Source organism: Cryobacterium sp. TMT2-14 (assembly GCF_004402465.1).
Taxonomy (GTDB): domain Bacteria; phylum Actinomycetota; class Actinomycetes; order Actinomycetales; family Microbacteriaceae; genus Cryobacterium; species Cryobacterium sandaracinum.
On the sequence record NZ_SOFV01000042.1, the window covers coordinates 1 to 14,337 of the forward strand.

The 14,337-nt window shown below is 66.3% G+C and carries 18 protein-coding genes; 15 read left to right on the forward strand and 3 right to left on the reverse strand.

Features of this window, described 5'->3' with window-relative positions:
• Positions 1-1,240 (forward strand): AAA family ATPase (locus E3O28_RS14300; protein WP_166784842.1); only part of this gene is annotated, 1,240 nt, incomplete at its 5' end.
• A 47-nt stretch (positions 1,241-1,287) separates the two neighbouring features.
• Here the strand turns inward: E3O28_RS14300 and E3O28_RS14305 are convergent.
• On the reverse strand, positions 1,288-1,668 hold the full coding sequence (locus tag E3O28_RS14305; protein ID WP_134342632.1) for a four-helix bundle copper-binding protein: 381 nt from the start codon (positions 1,666-1,668) through the stop codon (positions 1,288-1,290).
• Positions 1,669-2,156: 488 nt separating this feature from the next.
• On the opposite strand from E3O28_RS14305, the gene ftsY reads away from it, so the two are divergent.
• Entirely contained in the window at positions 2,157-3,032 is an 876-nt protein-coding gene (ftsY, locus tag E3O28_RS14310; RefSeq protein ID WP_104103088.1) for a signal recognition particle-docking protein FtsY, read from the forward strand.
• Positions 3,033-3,039: 7 nt separating this feature from the next.
• The gene (locus E3O28_RS14315; protein WP_134416567.1) at positions 3,040-3,543 is read left to right on the forward strand and encodes a DUF2004 domain-containing protein; all 504 of its coding nucleotides are present in this window, start codon (positions 3,040-3,042) and stop codon (positions 3,541-3,543) included.
• A gap of 30 nt (positions 3,544-3,573) precedes the next feature.
• On the opposite strand, the gene E3O28_RS14320 is transcribed toward E3O28_RS14315, so the two are convergent.
• Positions 3,574-3,885 carry a putative quinol monooxygenase gene (locus E3O28_RS14320; RefSeq protein WP_134416569.1) on the reverse strand — a complete coding sequence of 104 codons (312 nt, stop codon included), beginning with the start codon at positions 3,883-3,885 and terminating at the stop codon, positions 3,574-3,576.
• A gap of 76 nt (positions 3,886-3,961) precedes the next feature.
• On the opposite strand from E3O28_RS14320, the gene ffh reads away from it, so the two are divergent.
• Together ffh and E3O28_RS14330 are read left to right on the forward strand one after the other, a co-directional pair.
• The gene (gene ffh, locus E3O28_RS14325; RefSeq protein ID WP_104103097.1) at positions 3,962-5,536 is read left to right on the forward strand and encodes a signal recognition particle protein; all 1,575 of its coding nucleotides are present in this window, start codon (positions 3,962-3,964) and stop codon (positions 5,534-5,536) included.
• A gap of 70 nt (positions 5,537-5,606) precedes the next feature.
• On the forward strand, positions 5,607-6,458 hold the full coding sequence (locus tag E3O28_RS14330) for an LLM class F420-dependent oxidoreductase (RefSeq protein ID WP_134416571.1): 852 nt from the start codon (positions 5,607-5,609) through the stop codon (positions 6,456-6,458).
• Positions 6,459-6,806: 348 nt separating this feature from the next.
• On the opposite strand, the gene E3O28_RS14335 is transcribed toward E3O28_RS14330, so the two are convergent.
• Positions 6,807-7,943 (reverse strand): glutamate--cysteine ligase, encoded by a 1,137-nt coding sequence (locus tag E3O28_RS14335; RefSeq protein WP_104103102.1) that lies wholly within the window; start codon positions 7,941-7,943, stop codon positions 6,807-6,809.
• A 285-nt stretch (positions 7,944-8,228) separates the two neighbouring features.
• Here E3O28_RS14335 and rpsP point away from each other — a divergent pair, with 285 nt between their 5' ends.
• The 10 genes from rpsP (at position 8,229) to E3O28_RS14385 (ending at position 14,283) form a co-directional block, all read left to right on the forward strand.
• Positions 8,229-8,654 (forward strand): 30S ribosomal protein S16, encoded by a 426-nt coding sequence (gene rpsP, locus E3O28_RS14340; protein ID WP_104103105.1) that lies wholly within the window; start codon positions 8,229-8,231, stop codon positions 8,652-8,654.
• A gap of 2 nt (positions 8,655-8,656) precedes the next feature.
• Positions 8,657-8,893, forward strand: a complete 237-nt coding sequence (locus E3O28_RS14345) for an RNA-binding protein (protein WP_104103108.1) — start codon at positions 8,657-8,659, stop codon at positions 8,891-8,893.
• Between the two features lie 31 nt (positions 8,894-8,924).
• Positions 8,925-9,590 (forward strand): ribosome maturation factor RimM, encoded by a 666-nt coding sequence (gene rimM / locus E3O28_RS14350; RefSeq protein WP_241973146.1) that lies wholly within the window; start codon positions 8,925-8,927, stop codon positions 9,588-9,590.
• Positions 9,591-9,677: 87 nt separating this feature from the next.
• Positions 9,678-10,559, forward strand: coding sequence for a formate/nitrite transporter family protein (locus E3O28_RS14355; protein WP_134343031.1), 882 nt, complete (start codon positions 9,678-9,680; stop codon positions 10,557-10,559).
• Positions 10,560-10,568: 9 nt separating this feature from the next.
• A complete protein-coding gene (trmD, locus tag E3O28_RS14360) occupies positions 10,569-11,318 on the forward strand; it encodes a tRNA (guanosine(37)-N1)-methyltransferase TrmD (RefSeq protein ID WP_104103117.1) in 750 nt (249 codons plus the stop codon).
• A 36-nt stretch (positions 11,319-11,354) separates the two neighbouring features.
• Positions 11,355-11,933 (forward strand): MFS transporter, encoded by a 579-nt coding sequence (locus E3O28_RS14365; RefSeq protein ID WP_104103120.1) that lies wholly within the window; start codon positions 11,355-11,357, stop codon positions 11,931-11,933.
• A gap of 192 nt (positions 11,934-12,125) precedes the next feature.
• Positions 12,126-12,470, forward strand: a complete 345-nt coding sequence (gene rplS / locus E3O28_RS14370) for a 50S ribosomal protein L19 (RefSeq protein WP_104195167.1) — start codon at positions 12,126-12,128, stop codon at positions 12,468-12,470.
• A gap of 85 nt (positions 12,471-12,555) precedes the next feature.
• Positions 12,556-13,302 (forward strand): signal peptidase I, encoded by a 747-nt coding sequence (gene lepB / locus E3O28_RS14375; protein ID WP_104103128.1) that lies wholly within the window; start codon positions 12,556-12,558, stop codon positions 13,300-13,302.
• A gap of 3 nt (positions 13,303-13,305) precedes the next feature.
• Positions 13,306-13,947 (forward strand): ribonuclease HII, encoded by a 642-nt coding sequence (locus tag E3O28_RS14380; RefSeq protein WP_134374266.1) that lies wholly within the window; start codon positions 13,306-13,308, stop codon positions 13,945-13,947.
• Between the two features lie 12 nt (positions 13,948-13,959).
• Positions 13,960-14,283 (forward strand): DUF2469 family protein, encoded by a 324-nt coding sequence (locus tag E3O28_RS14385; protein WP_066596196.1) that lies wholly within the window; start codon positions 13,960-13,962, stop codon positions 14,281-14,283.
• Positions 14,284-14,337: the final 54 nt, after the last annotated feature.

The window sequence follows — 14,337 nt, forward strand, 5'->3', positions numbered from 1 at the left end:
GGATACCGGACCTCGCGACGCGCTCGTCGCCGCCCTCGAGGCCGCGCGCGAAGCCGAGGTCGAGGCCCGGCTCCAGGCCGAGACCGCCCGCGAACGCGTGCGCGCCGGGCAGGCGCGGGCCGACGCGCTCGCGAAACAGCAGACTGCCGCGCGGGCGGCGGCCGAGGAGGCAGCCCGGCGTGCGGTCATCCGTCGCCGTCAGGTGGATGCCGCCAGCCGGGTGGCCGAGGCGCTCCCGCTGGTGCTTGCCTCGGTCGACGCCTCCGCCAGCGAAGCCAGGCTGCGCCTGGCCACCGCCGAGGCGGAGCGCAGCAGCCAGAACGAGGAAATCGCGGCGCTGCGCCGGGAGGACAGCGCCCTGCGCGCCCGGTTGCAGGCCGTCACCGAGACCGTGCACGGCCTGGAACTGGCCATCTACGAGAAGAAGCTGCACCTGTCCGGGCTGCTCGAGCGCGCCGTCAGCGACCTCGGTCTGACCGAAGACGTGCTCGTGGCCGAGTACGGGCCCGACCAGCCGATCCCGGGCGCCGTCCAGAACAGCCCAGACCCGACCTCCGAACCCGTCCGCTTCGACCGGGACGACCAACAGCGCCGCCTGACCGTCGCCGAGCGCCGCTACGCCCAGCTCGGCCGAGTGAACCCGCTGGCCCTCGAGGAGTTTGCCGCGCTCGAGCAGCGGCACCGCTTCCTCACTGAGCAGCTCACCGACCTCACCAACACGCGCCGCGACCTGCTCACCATCATCGAGGAGATCGACGAGAAGATGGGTGCCATCTTCGGCAGCGCCTTCGACGACACCCAGGCGGCGTTCGCCGAGGTGTTCCCGGTGCTGTTCCCGGGCGGGAGCGGCAGCATCCGTCTCACCGATCCCGACAGCCTGCTCACGACCGGCATCGAGGTCTCGGTCAAGCCCGCCGGCAAGAAGATCGAGCGGCTCTCGCTGCTGTCGGGCGGGGAGCGCTCGCTCGCCGCCGTGGCCCTGCTGATCGCCATCTTCAAGGCCCGCCCGAGTCCGTTCTACATCATGGACGAGGTCGAGGCTGCCCTCGACGACGCCAACCTCGGCCGGCTGCTGACTATCTTCGAGGACCTGCGCGCCACCAGTCAGCTCATCGTGATCACCCACCAGAAACGCACGATGGAGATCGCGGATGCCCTTTACGGCGTCTCGATGCGCCTCGATGGGGTCTCGGCCGTGGTCGGGCAGCGCATCGCGAAGGATGACGAGCAGGCATCCTGACACGTCGCCGCTGATCGCCGCTGATCGCCGCTGTCGAGTGAAGAACGCTAGCGCAGCACGGCCAGGAGTCGCGCGCAGGCCTCGTCCACCCGGCGGCAGGCCATGCTGCAGGTGTGCCAGCCCGGATGCAGCCGGGCCATGTTCTCGCAGGCCGCGATCGATGCCCGGGCGGCCTCGCGGCAGGTTTCCAGCAGCGCGATGGTCATCAGCCCGTCCTTGCGCGCATGCCAGGACAGCAGCCGGCTCGTCGACGAACACACCTCGATGCAGTCCAGGTCGGCGAAGAAGCAGCGGGTGATGTCGCCGTTGCCCTTGATGCGGAGGCAGGCGTGCGCGCAGTCCTCGCTTACCGTCACGAGAGCGTCGCACGCCGCGATGCACCGGTTGATCCCGGTGCGCACACTCTCGGGCCCTGTGCTGACTGCCATGCCGACACCCTAGACCGGGTCCGGGCGGCTGTCGGGGGGCTTGCACATTCCTGCTCGTTTTCGGGTGGTCGTTCCAGGACCGAAAGTCCCTCAGAACAACACCCTCACACCGGGCTGAGGGTCTCCGGCGTGTCCGGGCGCTGCACATCGACGAATCCGAGGGCAACGATCGGCTCCGGCCGCGCGGCCGCCAGCGTACGCATCAGGCTGCCGACCGCCGCCGGGCCGTGCGGGAAGGACGTGCCGTGATGTGGACGATGCCGACACAAGAGGATGAGGTCTGGGCCGTCACCCCGTCATTCTGCCGGGTCGGGTCGCTCGTGTGACGGCACGAATCGCACGAACGAGCGTTATCGGGGCGGTGCCGCTCCCGGTCCGCACCATCGGTTCGGAGGTCCACCGCTCGGTACGCGCCGGCTGCGCCGCTTCGCGCGAGGCACACCTGGGGCGCAGCGGCGCAGATACCGCGCGAGCCATAGGCTGTAGGTATGGCAGAACGCACCCCCTGGTCTCTCTCCGGCGCACTGCGCGGCATGTTCGCGAAGAAGCTCATCGACGCCGAAACCTGGGAAGACCTCGAAGACGCGCTCATCCAGGCCGACTTCGGTCCCAGCATCACGGAGGCGGTCGTGGCCGACCTGCGGGCCAAGGTCGCCAGGTACAACACGACCGACCCGACCGACCTGCAACGGATGCTGCGCGAAGGCCTCGAGGAACGGCTCTCCAAGCTCGACTCCACCCTCAACCTCAGCGCGCGGCCTGCCGTCGTGCTCGTCGTCGGCGTCAACGGCGTCGGCAAGACCACCACGATCGGCAAATTCGCGAAGTTCCTGCGCACCTACAACCGCAGCGTGCTGATCGGGGCGGCAGACACGTTCCGTGCGGCCGCCGTGGAACAGCTGGCAACCTGGGCCGAACGGGCGGGCGCCGACATCGTGCGGCCGCAGGCCCACGGCCAGGACCCGGCATCCGTCGCCTTCCAGACCGTCGAGCGGGCCATGAAAGACGGCACGGAGATCGTGATCATCGACACCGCCGGGCGGCTGCAGACCAAGGGCGGCCTGATGGACGAGCTCACCAAGATCCGCAAGGTGATCGAGAAGCAGACCCCGATCGCCGAGGTGCTCCTCGTGCTCGACGCGACGACCGGCCAGAACGGACTGGCCCAGGCCGAGGCCTTCATCCAGCATGCCGGCGTGACCGGGCTCGTGCTCACCAAACTGGACGGATCCGCCAAGGGCGGCTTCGTGCTCGCCGTGCAGGAGAAGACCGGCATCCCGATCAAGCTCGTGGGCCAGGGCGAGGGCATCAACGACCTCACCGGTTTCACGCCGCACGTTTTCGCACAAAAACTCGTCGGATAGGACAGTCATGACCATCGAACACGATTTCTTCGGAATTCTCGGCAGTGACGATGCTGGCGAGGTCTACTGGTCGGATTCGGCCGAACTGGGCGACCAGGACGTGCAGATCGACCTCAGCTCCCCCGACGAGGAGTCCGTCTCGGCCGAAGCGCTCGACATTGCGGCGGCCATGGTCAACGACATCGAGGGACTCGATTCGCAGGCCCGCGAATCGCTCGTGGCCGACCTCAGCAAGGAGGGCTCGGTGACGGGCGCATACATCACGACCGAACTCGACGAAATGGATCCCGAGGTTCTCGACGACGCCCTGATCTGGGATTCGGGCGACAAACAAATCGATTTCCTGCGCTCCATCCAGCTGCAGCGGATCGGTTTCCACCCGCACCACTTCCGTAGCGAGGAGCACTTCGCGGTGCTCGAGTACTCGATCAGCCCCGATGACACCGACGCCCTGCTCGTGGTCACGATCGACGTGCACGGCGACCCCGTGCTGATCGCCGTCGAGCAGTAGCGCAGCAGTCCGGTCGGACGTCGGTGCTCCCTACTGGATGGTGCCCTTGGCCGGGTCGCCGAACGGCACGTTCTGCAGCACCTTGACGTCCGTGGGGGCGGCCAGTGCGTCATCGGTGAGCGCACCAAGTTCGGTGATTCCCGCGCCGGTCGCGTGCACCGCGAGGTCGGCGACGCTGGCCCAGCGCTCGACCATGACCACCAGGTCACCGTCGGTGTGCGCGGCATACCGTTCGCAGCCGGTCTCGGCGTGCACCGTGGGGGAGACCACGGCGAACGCGTCCAGGAGCTCCTGGCTGCGACCGGGCTTCGGGGTGAGTACGGCGACGACGACAACGGACATGGTGACTCCTGGCTTCGGATGCGGTTTGCGCACCCGAACAAACGTAGGCTCCGCGACCGGTTAAACTAAACGCATTATGGCTACTTTTGGAAACCTCTCAGATCGCCTGGCCGAGACGTTCAAGAATCTCCGCACCAAGGGCAAGCTCAGCGCGGCGGATGTCGACGGCACCGTGCGCGAGATCCGGCGCGCACTGCTCGACGCCGACGTCGCCCTCGAGGTGGTCAAGGACTTCACCGGCAAGGTGCGCGAGCGTGCCCTCGGCGACGAGGTCAGCAAGGCGCTGAACCCGGCCCAGCAGGTCGTCAAGATCGTCAACGAGGAGCTCGTCGAGATCCTCGGCGGTCAGCAGCGCCGACTCGAATTCGCCAAGAAGCCGCCGACCATCATCATGCTCGCCGGCCTCCAGGGTGCCGGTAAGACCACCCTCGCCGGCAAGCTCGCGAAGTGGCTCGCGAAAGACGGCCACACCCCGATTTTGGTCGCGGCCGACCTGCAGCGCCCGAACGCGGTCACCCAGCTCGAGGTCGTCGGCGCCCAGGCGGGCGTGCCCGTCTACGCGCCCGAGCCCGGCAACGGCGTCGGCAACCCGGTCAAGGTCGCCCGCGACGGCGTCAAGTACGCGCAGCAGAAGATGCACGACGTGGTCATCGTCGACACCGCCGGACGCCTCGGCGTCGACGCGGAGATGATGAAGCAGGCCGCGGACATCCGCACGGCCATCGACCCCGACGAAGTGCTCTTCGTGATCGACGCCATGATCGGCCAGGACGCGGTGGCCACCGCCAAGGCGTTCCAGGACGGCGTCGACTTCACCGGCGTGGTGCTCTCCAAGCTCGACGGCGACGCGCGCGGCGGTGCGGCCCTGTCCGTGGCCTCGATCACCGGCCGTCCGATCATGTTCGCGTCGACCGGTGAGAGCCTCGACGACTTCGAGCCGTTCCACCCCGACCGCATGGCCAGCCGCATCCTCGACCTCGGTGACATCCTCACCCTGATCGAGCAGGCGCAGGGTGCCTTCGACGAAGACGAAGCACGCAAGATGGCGGAGAAGTTCTCCACCGACAGTTTCACCCTCGACGACTTCCTCGGGCAGATGCAGCAGCTGCGCAACATGGGTTCGATCAAGAAGATGATGAGCATGCTCCCCGGCGCCGGCGCCATGAAGCAGCAGCTCGAGAACTTCGACGAGCGCGAGATCGTGCGCACCGAGGCCATCATCCAGTCGATGACCAAGGCCGAGCGCACCACCCCGAAGCTGTTGAACGGATCCCGTCGGCTGCGCATCGCCCGCGGCGCCGGATCGACCGTGACCGAGGTCAACCAGCTCGTGTCGCGATTCGAGCAGGCCGCCAAGATGATGAAGACGGTCGCCAAGGGCGGCATGCCCAACATCCCCGGCATGGGCCCGGTCCCCGGCGGCATGGGCGGCGGCGGCCGTGGCAAGCCGCAGCCCAAGAAGAAGGGCTCGAAGTCGGGCAACCCGGCCAAGCGCGCGGCGGAGAACCTGGCGATCGCGTCCGGTGAGAAGCCCGCTGGCGCGGGCCCCGGTGCGGGCGGCGGCACGGGCTTCGGCCTCGGCGGCGCCAGGAAGGCGGGCGGTCCCACCGAAGACGAGATGGCCGCCCTGCAGAAGATGCTCGGTCGATGACACTGCGCCGCAAACGCTGAGCCGCTGACTGCGCTGCGGATGCCCCCGGCCGCCGGTTTAGGATGAGCGCATGACCTCCTCCACGCCTTCCTCCACGCCTTCCTCCACGCCTTCCCCCAGGGCCGACCGAGTGCGTATCGGTGTGCAAATCGCCCCGCAGCACGCCCTCTATCCGAAGATCCGAGTGACCGTGGCGGAGGTCGAGGCCCTGGGCACGGACATCGCGTTCGACTGGGACCATTTCTTTCCGCTCTCCGGCGAGAAGAACGGCCTCCACTTCGAGTCTTGGACGCTCCTCGCGGCCTGGGCGGAGCAGACCTCCACCATCGAGCTGGGCGCGCTGGTCAACTGCAACGGCTACCGCAACCCCGACCTGCAGGCCGACATGGCGCGCACCATCGACCACATCAGCGGCGGCCGGTTCATCTTCGGCACCGGCTCCGGCTGGTTCGAGCGCGACTACGACGAGTACGGCTTCGAGTTCGGCACCGCGGGCACCCGCCTGGACGCCCTCGAAGCCGACCTCCCGCGGATCGAGGCGCGCTGGACGAAGCTGAACCCGCCGCCCCTGCGCGACATCCCGGTGCTGATCGGCGGCGGGGGCGAGAAGAAGACCCTCCGGATCGTGGCGAGACATGCGGACATCTGGCATTCGTTTTCCACTCCCGCGGTGCTCGAGCACAAGCTCGGCGTGCTCTCGAAGTGGTGTGACACGGTGGGCCGGGACCTCTCCGAGATCGAGATCTCCACCGAGCTGCGGGCCCGCACCGTGACCGAGGCCGACGAGCTCTACGACCTAGGCGCCCGCCTGTTCACCCTTGGGCTGTCCGGCCCGCACTACGACCTGGCCTCGCTCACTGACTGGCTCGCCTGGCGTGATACAAAAAACGCGCTTGAGACGGGCTGCACCCGAGATGCGTGAGTCCTAATCGAGTGGTGGTATCGCTCCCGGAAGGTCAGTCCTGCCCGCACCACGTGGACGCTGATCACCACAGGCGGAACGCCGGCTTCGGTGGTGAACCAATTCGACGGAGATTTTGGTGTGAAACGGGTTTTTCGGTGTGTGACGGGCCGATTCCGCCAAAATCGCCGTCGAATTCGTTGGCGACGGAGTTGCTGCAGGGCCGCGGACCCGAGAGACACGGTGGCCGGAACGCACTCACATCCCGCGTCACGGTCCACTGCCTGCCTGCGTCGACATCACGAACACCCGGCTCGGAACCCCCAAGCCGCGATCCCGCATCGTCCACGGCCATGAGGGCTCAGTCAGCTATGCGGGGAGGCCCGTGCGGAGTTCGCGGGTCAGCGACTTCACGACGGCCGGCAGGCTGCCGCCGTGCGCCTCGGCGACGCGCAGCTGCCGCTGGTAGCTCGCACCCGCGGTGATGATCCGGTTCAGGCTCTGCAGCTCGTCCAGGCAGCCCAGACGCTCGGCGACGGGGGAGAGGATGCCGATCAGCCGGCGCACATCGTCGGTCACCAGGCTTTCGGCGCCCGCGGCATCCGTGATGATCTCGGCGTCCAGGCCGTAGCGAGCGGCCCGCCATTTGTTCTCACGAACGAACCACGGCTGCATCGGCCCGACCGTCTCGCCGGCGTCGAGACGCCCAGACATCCAGTCGACCAGGCACTGGATGAACGCGGCAATGGCGCCGAGTTCCTCCGTCGTGGACACGCCGTCGCAGGCGCGCACCTCGATGGTTCCCCATCGCGGCGAAGGACGGATGTCCCAGCGCACCTCGGTCGCATCCTCGATCACCCCGGTGGCCGTCATATCGGCCACGTAGCGCTCCCAGGCCTCCCAGTCCTGCAGGATCCACGGCAGGCCGGCGGTGGGCAACTGCTGGAACATGAGGGCGCGGTTGGAGGCGTAGCCCGTGTTCACGCCGGCCCAGAACGGGCTCGACGCCGACAGGGCCTGCAGGTGCGGCAGGTAGCCGAGCAGGCCGTTCAAAATCGGGATGACCTTGGCCTTGTCCTCGATCCCCACATGCACGTGGATGCCCCAGATCATCATGTTGCGGCCCCACCACTGGGTGCGGTCGATCAACCGCTGGTAGCGGGCCTCGTCCGTGACCTTCTGGTCGAACCACTGGCTGAACGGATGCGATCCGCTAGAGATGAGTTCGACGCCCCGCGGATCCGTGATGGCGCGCACCTCGTCAACCTGGACGGCGACATCCGTGACGGCGCCCGCAACTGTATGGTGCACCCCCGACACGAGTTCGACCGTGTTCAGGAGCAATTCCCCGGTGATGTGCGGATGCGGCGTGCCGTCGGGCGCGGCCAGAGCCGTCAGCACCTCTTCGGCCAGGCAGACCAGGTCACCCGACTCGCGGTCGACGAGGGCGAGTTCCCACTCGATGCCAATGGTTGACCGTTTCGACCGGGCAAATTCGATCCCCATGCGCGGTCCTTCCGATCCTGGTTCACCCCTTCGGGCGTGGTTGTGTGACAATCCTGACACCGATTGGCGAAGCGGCGCCCCAGCCGGACGCGGGTCCGGTGATGACCGCGCCGCCCAGCCGGTCGATTATCAGAAAGTCGTCGATGTCTGACAGAATGATTAGTCGAGTTCTCTTGCGTCCGACCCTCTACTCAGGCGCAGGAAAAAACCTTATTGAGCTTGTGCCGAGTGTGCCCCCACGCTCACGGCCCTCAGTTCGCCAAAAATCAAATACACAGGAGAATTGTGGCTGTCAAAATTCGTTTGAAGCGCATGGGCAAGATCCGTGCACCGTACTACCGCATCGTCGTTGCCGACGCGCGCACCAAGCGCGATGGTCGTGTCATCGAAGAGATCGGCATCTACCACCCCACGCAGGAGCCCTCCGTCATCGAGGTCAAGTCCGAGCGTGCCCTGTACTGGCTGGGCGTTGGAGCACAGCCGACAGAGCAGGTTGAGGCTCTCCTCAAGCTGACCGGCGACTGGGGCATCTTCAAGGGTGACAAGAACGCCGTCAGTACCGTGAAGTTCAAGGAGCCGAAGGCTCCGTTCGTCGCCGACGAGAAGAAGAAGCCGGTTCTGAAGCCGAAGGCCGTCAAGCCTGTGGCCAAGGAAGAGGCACCCAAGGAGACCGAGGCTGCCGCGGAGGCAACCGAAGAGGACAAGGCGTAATTTTGCTCGCTCCCGCGCTCGAGCATCTTGTCAAGGGGATCGTCGATCACCCGGACGATGTGCATGTTGTGACCCAGACGTCCCCACGGGGCGAGGTTCTCGAGGTTCGTGTGAGCCCCGAAGACCTCGGCCGCGTGATCGGGCGTTCCGGGCGCACCGCAAAGGCACTGCGCACCCTCGTGGCCGCGCTGGCCGACGGCCGGCGCGTGCGCGTTGACGTCGTCGACACCGATTTCTGAACTGGTAAATGAGTAGTTGGATATGAGTTCGGTGAACGACAGTACGACTCCGCGCAGCCAGTTGAGGGTGGGGCGCCTGACCAAGGCGCACGGTCTCAAGGGCGCGATCAAGCTGGAATTGTTCACGGATGACCCGGGACGTCGTTTCGTCCCGGGCGCCGTGTTCACCCTGCAGGTGCCCACGGGTTCACCCTGGCACGGCAAGAAAATCGAGCTCGTCGAGCTCCGCTGGTACAACCAGCACGCGGTCGGCTTCTTCAAGGATGTCCCCGACCGTGAAGCGGCCGAAGCCCTCGCCAAGGCGATCCTCTGGATCGACCAAGACGACGCGGAACAGTCCGGCGAAGAAGACGCCTGGTACGACCACCAGTTGATCGGCCTCTCCGTCGTGCGCGACGGCGTCCAGATCGGAACCATCGCGCGGCTGGAGCACCTTCCCGCGCAGGACCTGTTGATCGTGAAGACCCCCGCCGCCGAGGTCATGATCCCATTCGTGAAGGCCATCGTGCCCTCCGTCGACATCACGACCGGCATCGTCACCATCACCCCGCCTCCCGGCTTGCTCGAAGAGCTCCCGGAGGAACCGGACGACGACGATGACAACGTCGACAATAGTGACAACACCGCAGCCACGGCTGCCCCCGAAACTGAATCAGAACCCCAGGCCGAGGTTGACGGAGCCCCCGGCCGGAGCTGAAACACCTCCTCGGGGAGAGGCGCGCCGCGCCCGACCGGCTCCCCACCTCGTCACGACGCGGCAGACCTCTTATTGGAGCACCGTCGCATGTCGTACGTTAAACCGAGCCAACTCGTCGATGACATCACTCACTCCGGCATGCTTAAAACGCAACTGACCCTGGGGCAAATGGTGATGCGGGGTGCGCTTGCCGGGGCGATTCTCGGAGCGGCCACGACCGTCGCCTTAACCGCCACGGCCCAGACCGGGCTGCCGATCGTCGGGGCCGTGCTCTTCCCGGTCGGATTCGCGATGATCCTGCTATTGGGCCTCGAGCTGGTCACCGGTAGCTTCGCCCTTGTCCCGCTTGCGATCATGGAAAGGCGCACGACGGTCACCCGGGGACTCAGGAACTTCTTCGTGGTCATTCTCGCCCACCTCTTCGGGGCCGGACTGTACGCCTTCCTCTACACGACGTCGATCACTTACTTGGGCACGGACATGTCCGACCCGATGGTCCAGGCCATCATCGACCTCGCCGAGCACAAGGTGCTGCCCTACGAGGCGGTCGGTGCCGGCGGCATCCTTGTCGTGATCATCAAGGCCATGCTCTGCAACTGGATGGTCGCCATCGGCACCATCATGTTCTATACGTCCAAGTCCACGGGGGGCAAGATCCTCGCGATGTGGCTGCCGGTGACGACCTTCTTCAGCCTCGGCCTCGAGCACGCGATCGTCAACATGTTCGCGATCCCGGCCGGCATCATGCTCGGCGCCGACGTCACGGTCGGGCAGTGGTGGGTATGGAACCAGGCCCCGGTGCTCCTCGGCAACGTCCTGGGCGCCATCCTCTTCACCGCGCTGCCAATCTACTTCTCGCACCGTACCCATGTGAACCGCGCCCCGGCATCCGGTGAAGCAGTCGACGTCGACGCGGAGGTGGCCGCCGAGGCGACCGAGCCTGCCGAACCCACGCTCGTTCGCTCGTAGACTTCTCCCGTGCGTATCGACATCATCACGATCTTTCCGGAGTTCTTCTCCGTCCTCGACGTCTCCCTGGTCGGCAAGGCCCGGCAATCGGGGCTGATCGACCTTCGGGTGCACAACCTGCGCGACCACACCCACGACCGGCACCACTCCGTCGACGACACGCCCTACGGCGGCGGCGCCGGCATGGTGATGAAGCCGGAGCCATGGGGTGACGCGATCGACGCGATCCTCACCGACGTGCACCCGGGTGCCGAGCCGCCGGATGCGTCCGTCATGCCCGAAACGACGGCGACGGATGCCAGTCCGCTCCTGATCTTCCCGTCCCCGGCTGGGGATTTGTTCACGCAGGCCATGGCCCGGGAGTTGGCCGAGGAATCGAACCTCATCTTCGGCTGCGGACGCTACGAGGGCATCGACCAGCGGGTCTTCGACCACTTCGAGCAGGACGGCCGGGTGCGCTTGGTCAGTCTCGGCGACTACGTGCTCAACGGGGGAGAGGTGGCCGTGATGGCCATGATCGAGGCCGTCGGTCGTCTGATCCCGGGGGTCGTCGGCAACCCGGAAAGCCTTGTCGAGGAATCCCACGAGGACGGCCTCCTCGAATATCCGAGCTACACGAAGCCCGCGGCCTGGCGCGGCCTCGACGTTCCGTCGGTGTTGCTCAGTGGCAACCACGGCGCCGTCGCGGCGTGGCGGCGGGAGCAGCAATTCTTGCGCACGGCCCGGGTGCGCCCGGACCTTCTGCCGCCAGCGAACTGAGCTCGCCGGAGCAGGTCGCCCGGGTAGTCTGGTTTCGTGTTCGTACGCAGGTTCTTCTACTACTGGCAGTTCATTGCCGTCCTCGTGCTTCCGGCGTGGCTCCTGGTCGGCGCCTCCGTTTACGGCAGCGGCGGCTGGGACGTGGTCGGCAGCTTCTTCGGCGGCCTCGTGGTCGGTGTGGGCCTGCTCACCGTGAGCCTGATCTTCTTCGCCCGCACCGAGGTGCGCAGCACCCGCATGGTGTCGTGGGCCGACGTGGGCATCCTCACGCTCTGGCACGCCCTGATCGTGGGCATGGGCTTTACCTACGACGTCGCGCCGGGCCTCGCCGCGCTGGTGATCGTGGTCGGAATCGGCGCGTTCTGGTTCGCCATCTGGGAGCTGATCGCCGCCGCCCGCCGCAGCATGCGGGCCATGATGCTCCTGGTCGAGGAGACGGCGAGGGGCCCCGCGTTCCTGCCGACCGTGCCGCCCACGCTGCCGCCGACCGACGGTTTCATCCCCACGCCGGATCCCTCCGTCATCATCGTGCGCGAGCATTCACTCCGCCCGCCCGGGGAGTCGTTCGAGAAGAAGGAATCCGGGAAGAAGCACGGTCAGGCGCCGGAGGCCTGACCTTCACCCAGCTTTTGCGGGCATGGTGCGTTTCGTGACATAATCATCGCTTGTGCCGTGGCAAGCCTCTGCCACAGGGGAGCTGCAAGGTATCGGCACGAAACACACTCATTCATTTGCTGATTCGCTCGCCTCGCGGGTCGGATCGCATAAGCCGTAGTCGTCCTGTGGCGGATACAGAGAGCGAACAGTATGCATATTCTCGACCAGGTGGATGCCCCATCCCTCCGCAAGGACATTCCGGCGTTCCGCGCCGGCGACACCGTCAAGGTCCACGTCAACATCGTTGAGGGCGCTCGCTCTCGTGTGCAGGTCTTCCAGGGAGTCGTCATCGGACGCTCCGGCGAAGGCGTGCGCGAAACGTTCTGCGTACGCAAGGTCAGCTTCCAGGTCGGCGTCGAGCGTACCTTCCCGGTGCACTCCCCGGTGATCGACCGCATCGAGGTCGTCACCCGTGGTGACGTGCGTCGCGCGAAGCTGTACTACCTGCGCAACCTGCGCGGCAAGAAGGCCAAGATCAAGGAGAAGCGCGACTAACACCCGTCGCAGTCGACTTCCAGCTTGCGCTGAATTCCCCCTGAGCTCCTCACCCGTACACTGGGTCAGGAGCTCAGGCGGTTTAATGACAGATAATTCTCTGCCCACGCGATCCAATCGCCAGGGAACAGAAACAAAGCGCAAGAAGCGCGGCGTTGCACTCTTTATACGTGACCTGCTGGTCATCTTCGTGGTGGCGCTGCTCATCTCGTTCCTGATCAAGACGTTCCTGGTGCGCTCGTTCTACATTCCCTCCGGGTCGATGGAGACCACCCTCCTGATCAACGACCGGATCATCGTGAACCAGCTCGAACCGAAACTGATCCCGGTCGAACGCGGCGACGTCGTCGTGTTCCGGGATCCGGGCGGCTGGCTGCTGCCGCAGGCGCCCCTCGAGCAGAACGCCGTCATCGCCGCCGTGGACTGGGTCATGGCCGCGGTGGGGCTATCGGCGCCGGACAGCAACGACCACCTGATCAAACGCGTCATCGGGCTGCCGGGCGACCACGTCACCTGCTGCAACCCGCTCGGCCAGATGAGCGTCAACGACGTGCCTCTGTCCGAACCCTATGTGTCTCTGCCGACCGGGGAGACGAGCGTTTCGCAGGACGACTTCGACATCGTCGTGCCGGACGGCTCGCTCTGGGTGATGGGTGACAACCGCTACAACTCCAAGGACTCCCGCTACAACACCGAGACCCCCGGCAAGGGGTTCGTGCCCATCGACAACGTCGTCGGGCGCGCCCTCGTGATCAGCTGGCCGACCGCGCGCTGGTCCTGGCTCGACGACTACCCGGAGGTCTTCCAGGGCGTCCCCACGGAGACGAGGTAGGGAATGGTCGTGGATCCGACCCTCGACGTCGAACGGGCGTTGCTGGCCGCCGGGGCGACCTGCGTGATCGGCGTCGACGAGGTCGGCCGCGGCGCCCTTGCCGGTCCGGTGGGGGTAGGTGTGGCCGTCGTCAACGCCTCAGCTTCGGCCTTCCCGGCCGGTTTGCGCGACTCCAAGATGCTCAGTGAACCCCGGCGCGGGCTCCTTGCGCCGCTGGCTGTCGCCTGGGCGCTGCACTCAGCGGTCGGCCTCGCGACGCCGCTGGAGGTCGACCGACTGGGCATCATCGCCGCGCTCGGCCTGGCCGGCAAGCGGGCCCTCGCGCAGCTGTTCGCGGCCGGGGTCGACATCACCGGCGCCGTGGTGCTTTTGGACGGCAACGACGACTGGCTGAACAGGGCACTGAGCACTCCGCTCAACGTGGTGACCCGCGTGCGGGCCGACCAGGACTGCGCGTCGGTGGCCGCGGCATCCGTGATCGCGAAGGTGCACCGCGACGCTCTGATGATCGAGGCGGATGCCGTGACGCCCGGCTACGAGTGGGCCGGCAACAAGGGCTACGGCAGCCCCGCCCACATGGCGGCGATCGCCCTGCTCGGACCCACCCTGCTGCATCGCAAATCCTGGCTGAAGATCACAGCGTAGGATTGAGGAACCATGGAAGAAGATGAATTCGAGGACTACGACCGCGAGGTCGAGCTGGCCCTGTACCGCGAGTACCGAGACGTTGTGGGGCAGTTTCAGTACGTCGTCGAGACCGAACGACGCTTCTATCTCGCGAACGAGGTCGAGCTGGTGCGCCGTGACACGGAGCACGACTTCTACTTCGAATTGACCATGAAAGATGTCTGGGTCTGGGACGTCTACCGTTCCGACCGGTTCGTGAAGTCGGTGCGGGTGCTGACCTTCAAAGACGTCAACGTCGAGGAACTCGCGTCCAAGGAGTTCGAACTGCCGAAGGAACTCGCGCTCGACGAGTAGCACAACGAAGACTCAGGCCTGGGGGTCTGCACACTCGGCGCAACGATGCGGTCG

Bases quoted from the DNA above. Each gene is read 5' to 3' on its own strand.
- E3O28_RS14305 (WP_134342632.1), bottom strand. From the start codon at position 1,668: ATGGCAGTCAGCACAGGGCCCGAGAGTGTGCGCACCGGGATCAACCGG.
- ftsY (WP_104103088.1), top strand. From the start codon at position 2,157: ATGGCAGAACGCACCCCCTGGTCTCTCTCCGGCGCACTGCGCGGCATG.
- E3O28_RS14315 (WP_134416567.1), top strand. From the start codon at position 3,040: ATGACCATCGAACACGATTTCTTCGGAATTCTCGGCAGTGACGATGCT.
- E3O28_RS14320 (WP_134416569.1), bottom strand. From the start codon at position 3,885: ATGTCCGTTGTCGTCGTCGCCGTACTCACCCCGAAGCCCGGTCGCAGC.
- ffh (WP_104103097.1), top strand. From the start codon at position 3,962: ATGGCTACTTTTGGAAACCTCTCAGATCGCCTGGCCGAGACGTTCAAG.
- E3O28_RS14330 (WP_134416571.1), top strand. From the start codon at position 5,607: ATGACCTCCTCCACGCCTTCCTCCACGCCTTCCTCCACGCCTTCCCCC.
- E3O28_RS14335 (WP_104103102.1), bottom strand. From the start codon at position 7,943: ATGGGGATCGAATTTGCCCGGTCGAAACGGTCAACCATTGGCATCGAG.
- E3O28_RS14355 (WP_134343031.1), top strand. From the start codon at position 9,678: ATGTCGTACGTTAAACCGAGCCAACTCGTCGATGACATCACTCACTCC.
- rplS (WP_104195167.1), top strand. From the start codon at position 12,126: ATGCATATTCTCGACCAGGTGGATGCCCCATCCCTCCGCAAGGACATT.
- lepB (WP_104103128.1), top strand. From the start codon at position 12,556: ATGACAGATAATTCTCTGCCCACGCGATCCAATCGCCAGGGAACAGAA.
- E3O28_RS14380 (WP_134374266.1), top strand. From the start codon at position 13,306: ATGGTCGTGGATCCGACCCTCGACGTCGAACGGGCGTTGCTGGCCGCC.
- E3O28_RS14385 (WP_066596196.1), top strand. From the start codon at position 13,960: ATGGAAGAAGATGAATTCGAGGACTACGACCGCGAGGTCGAGCTGGCC.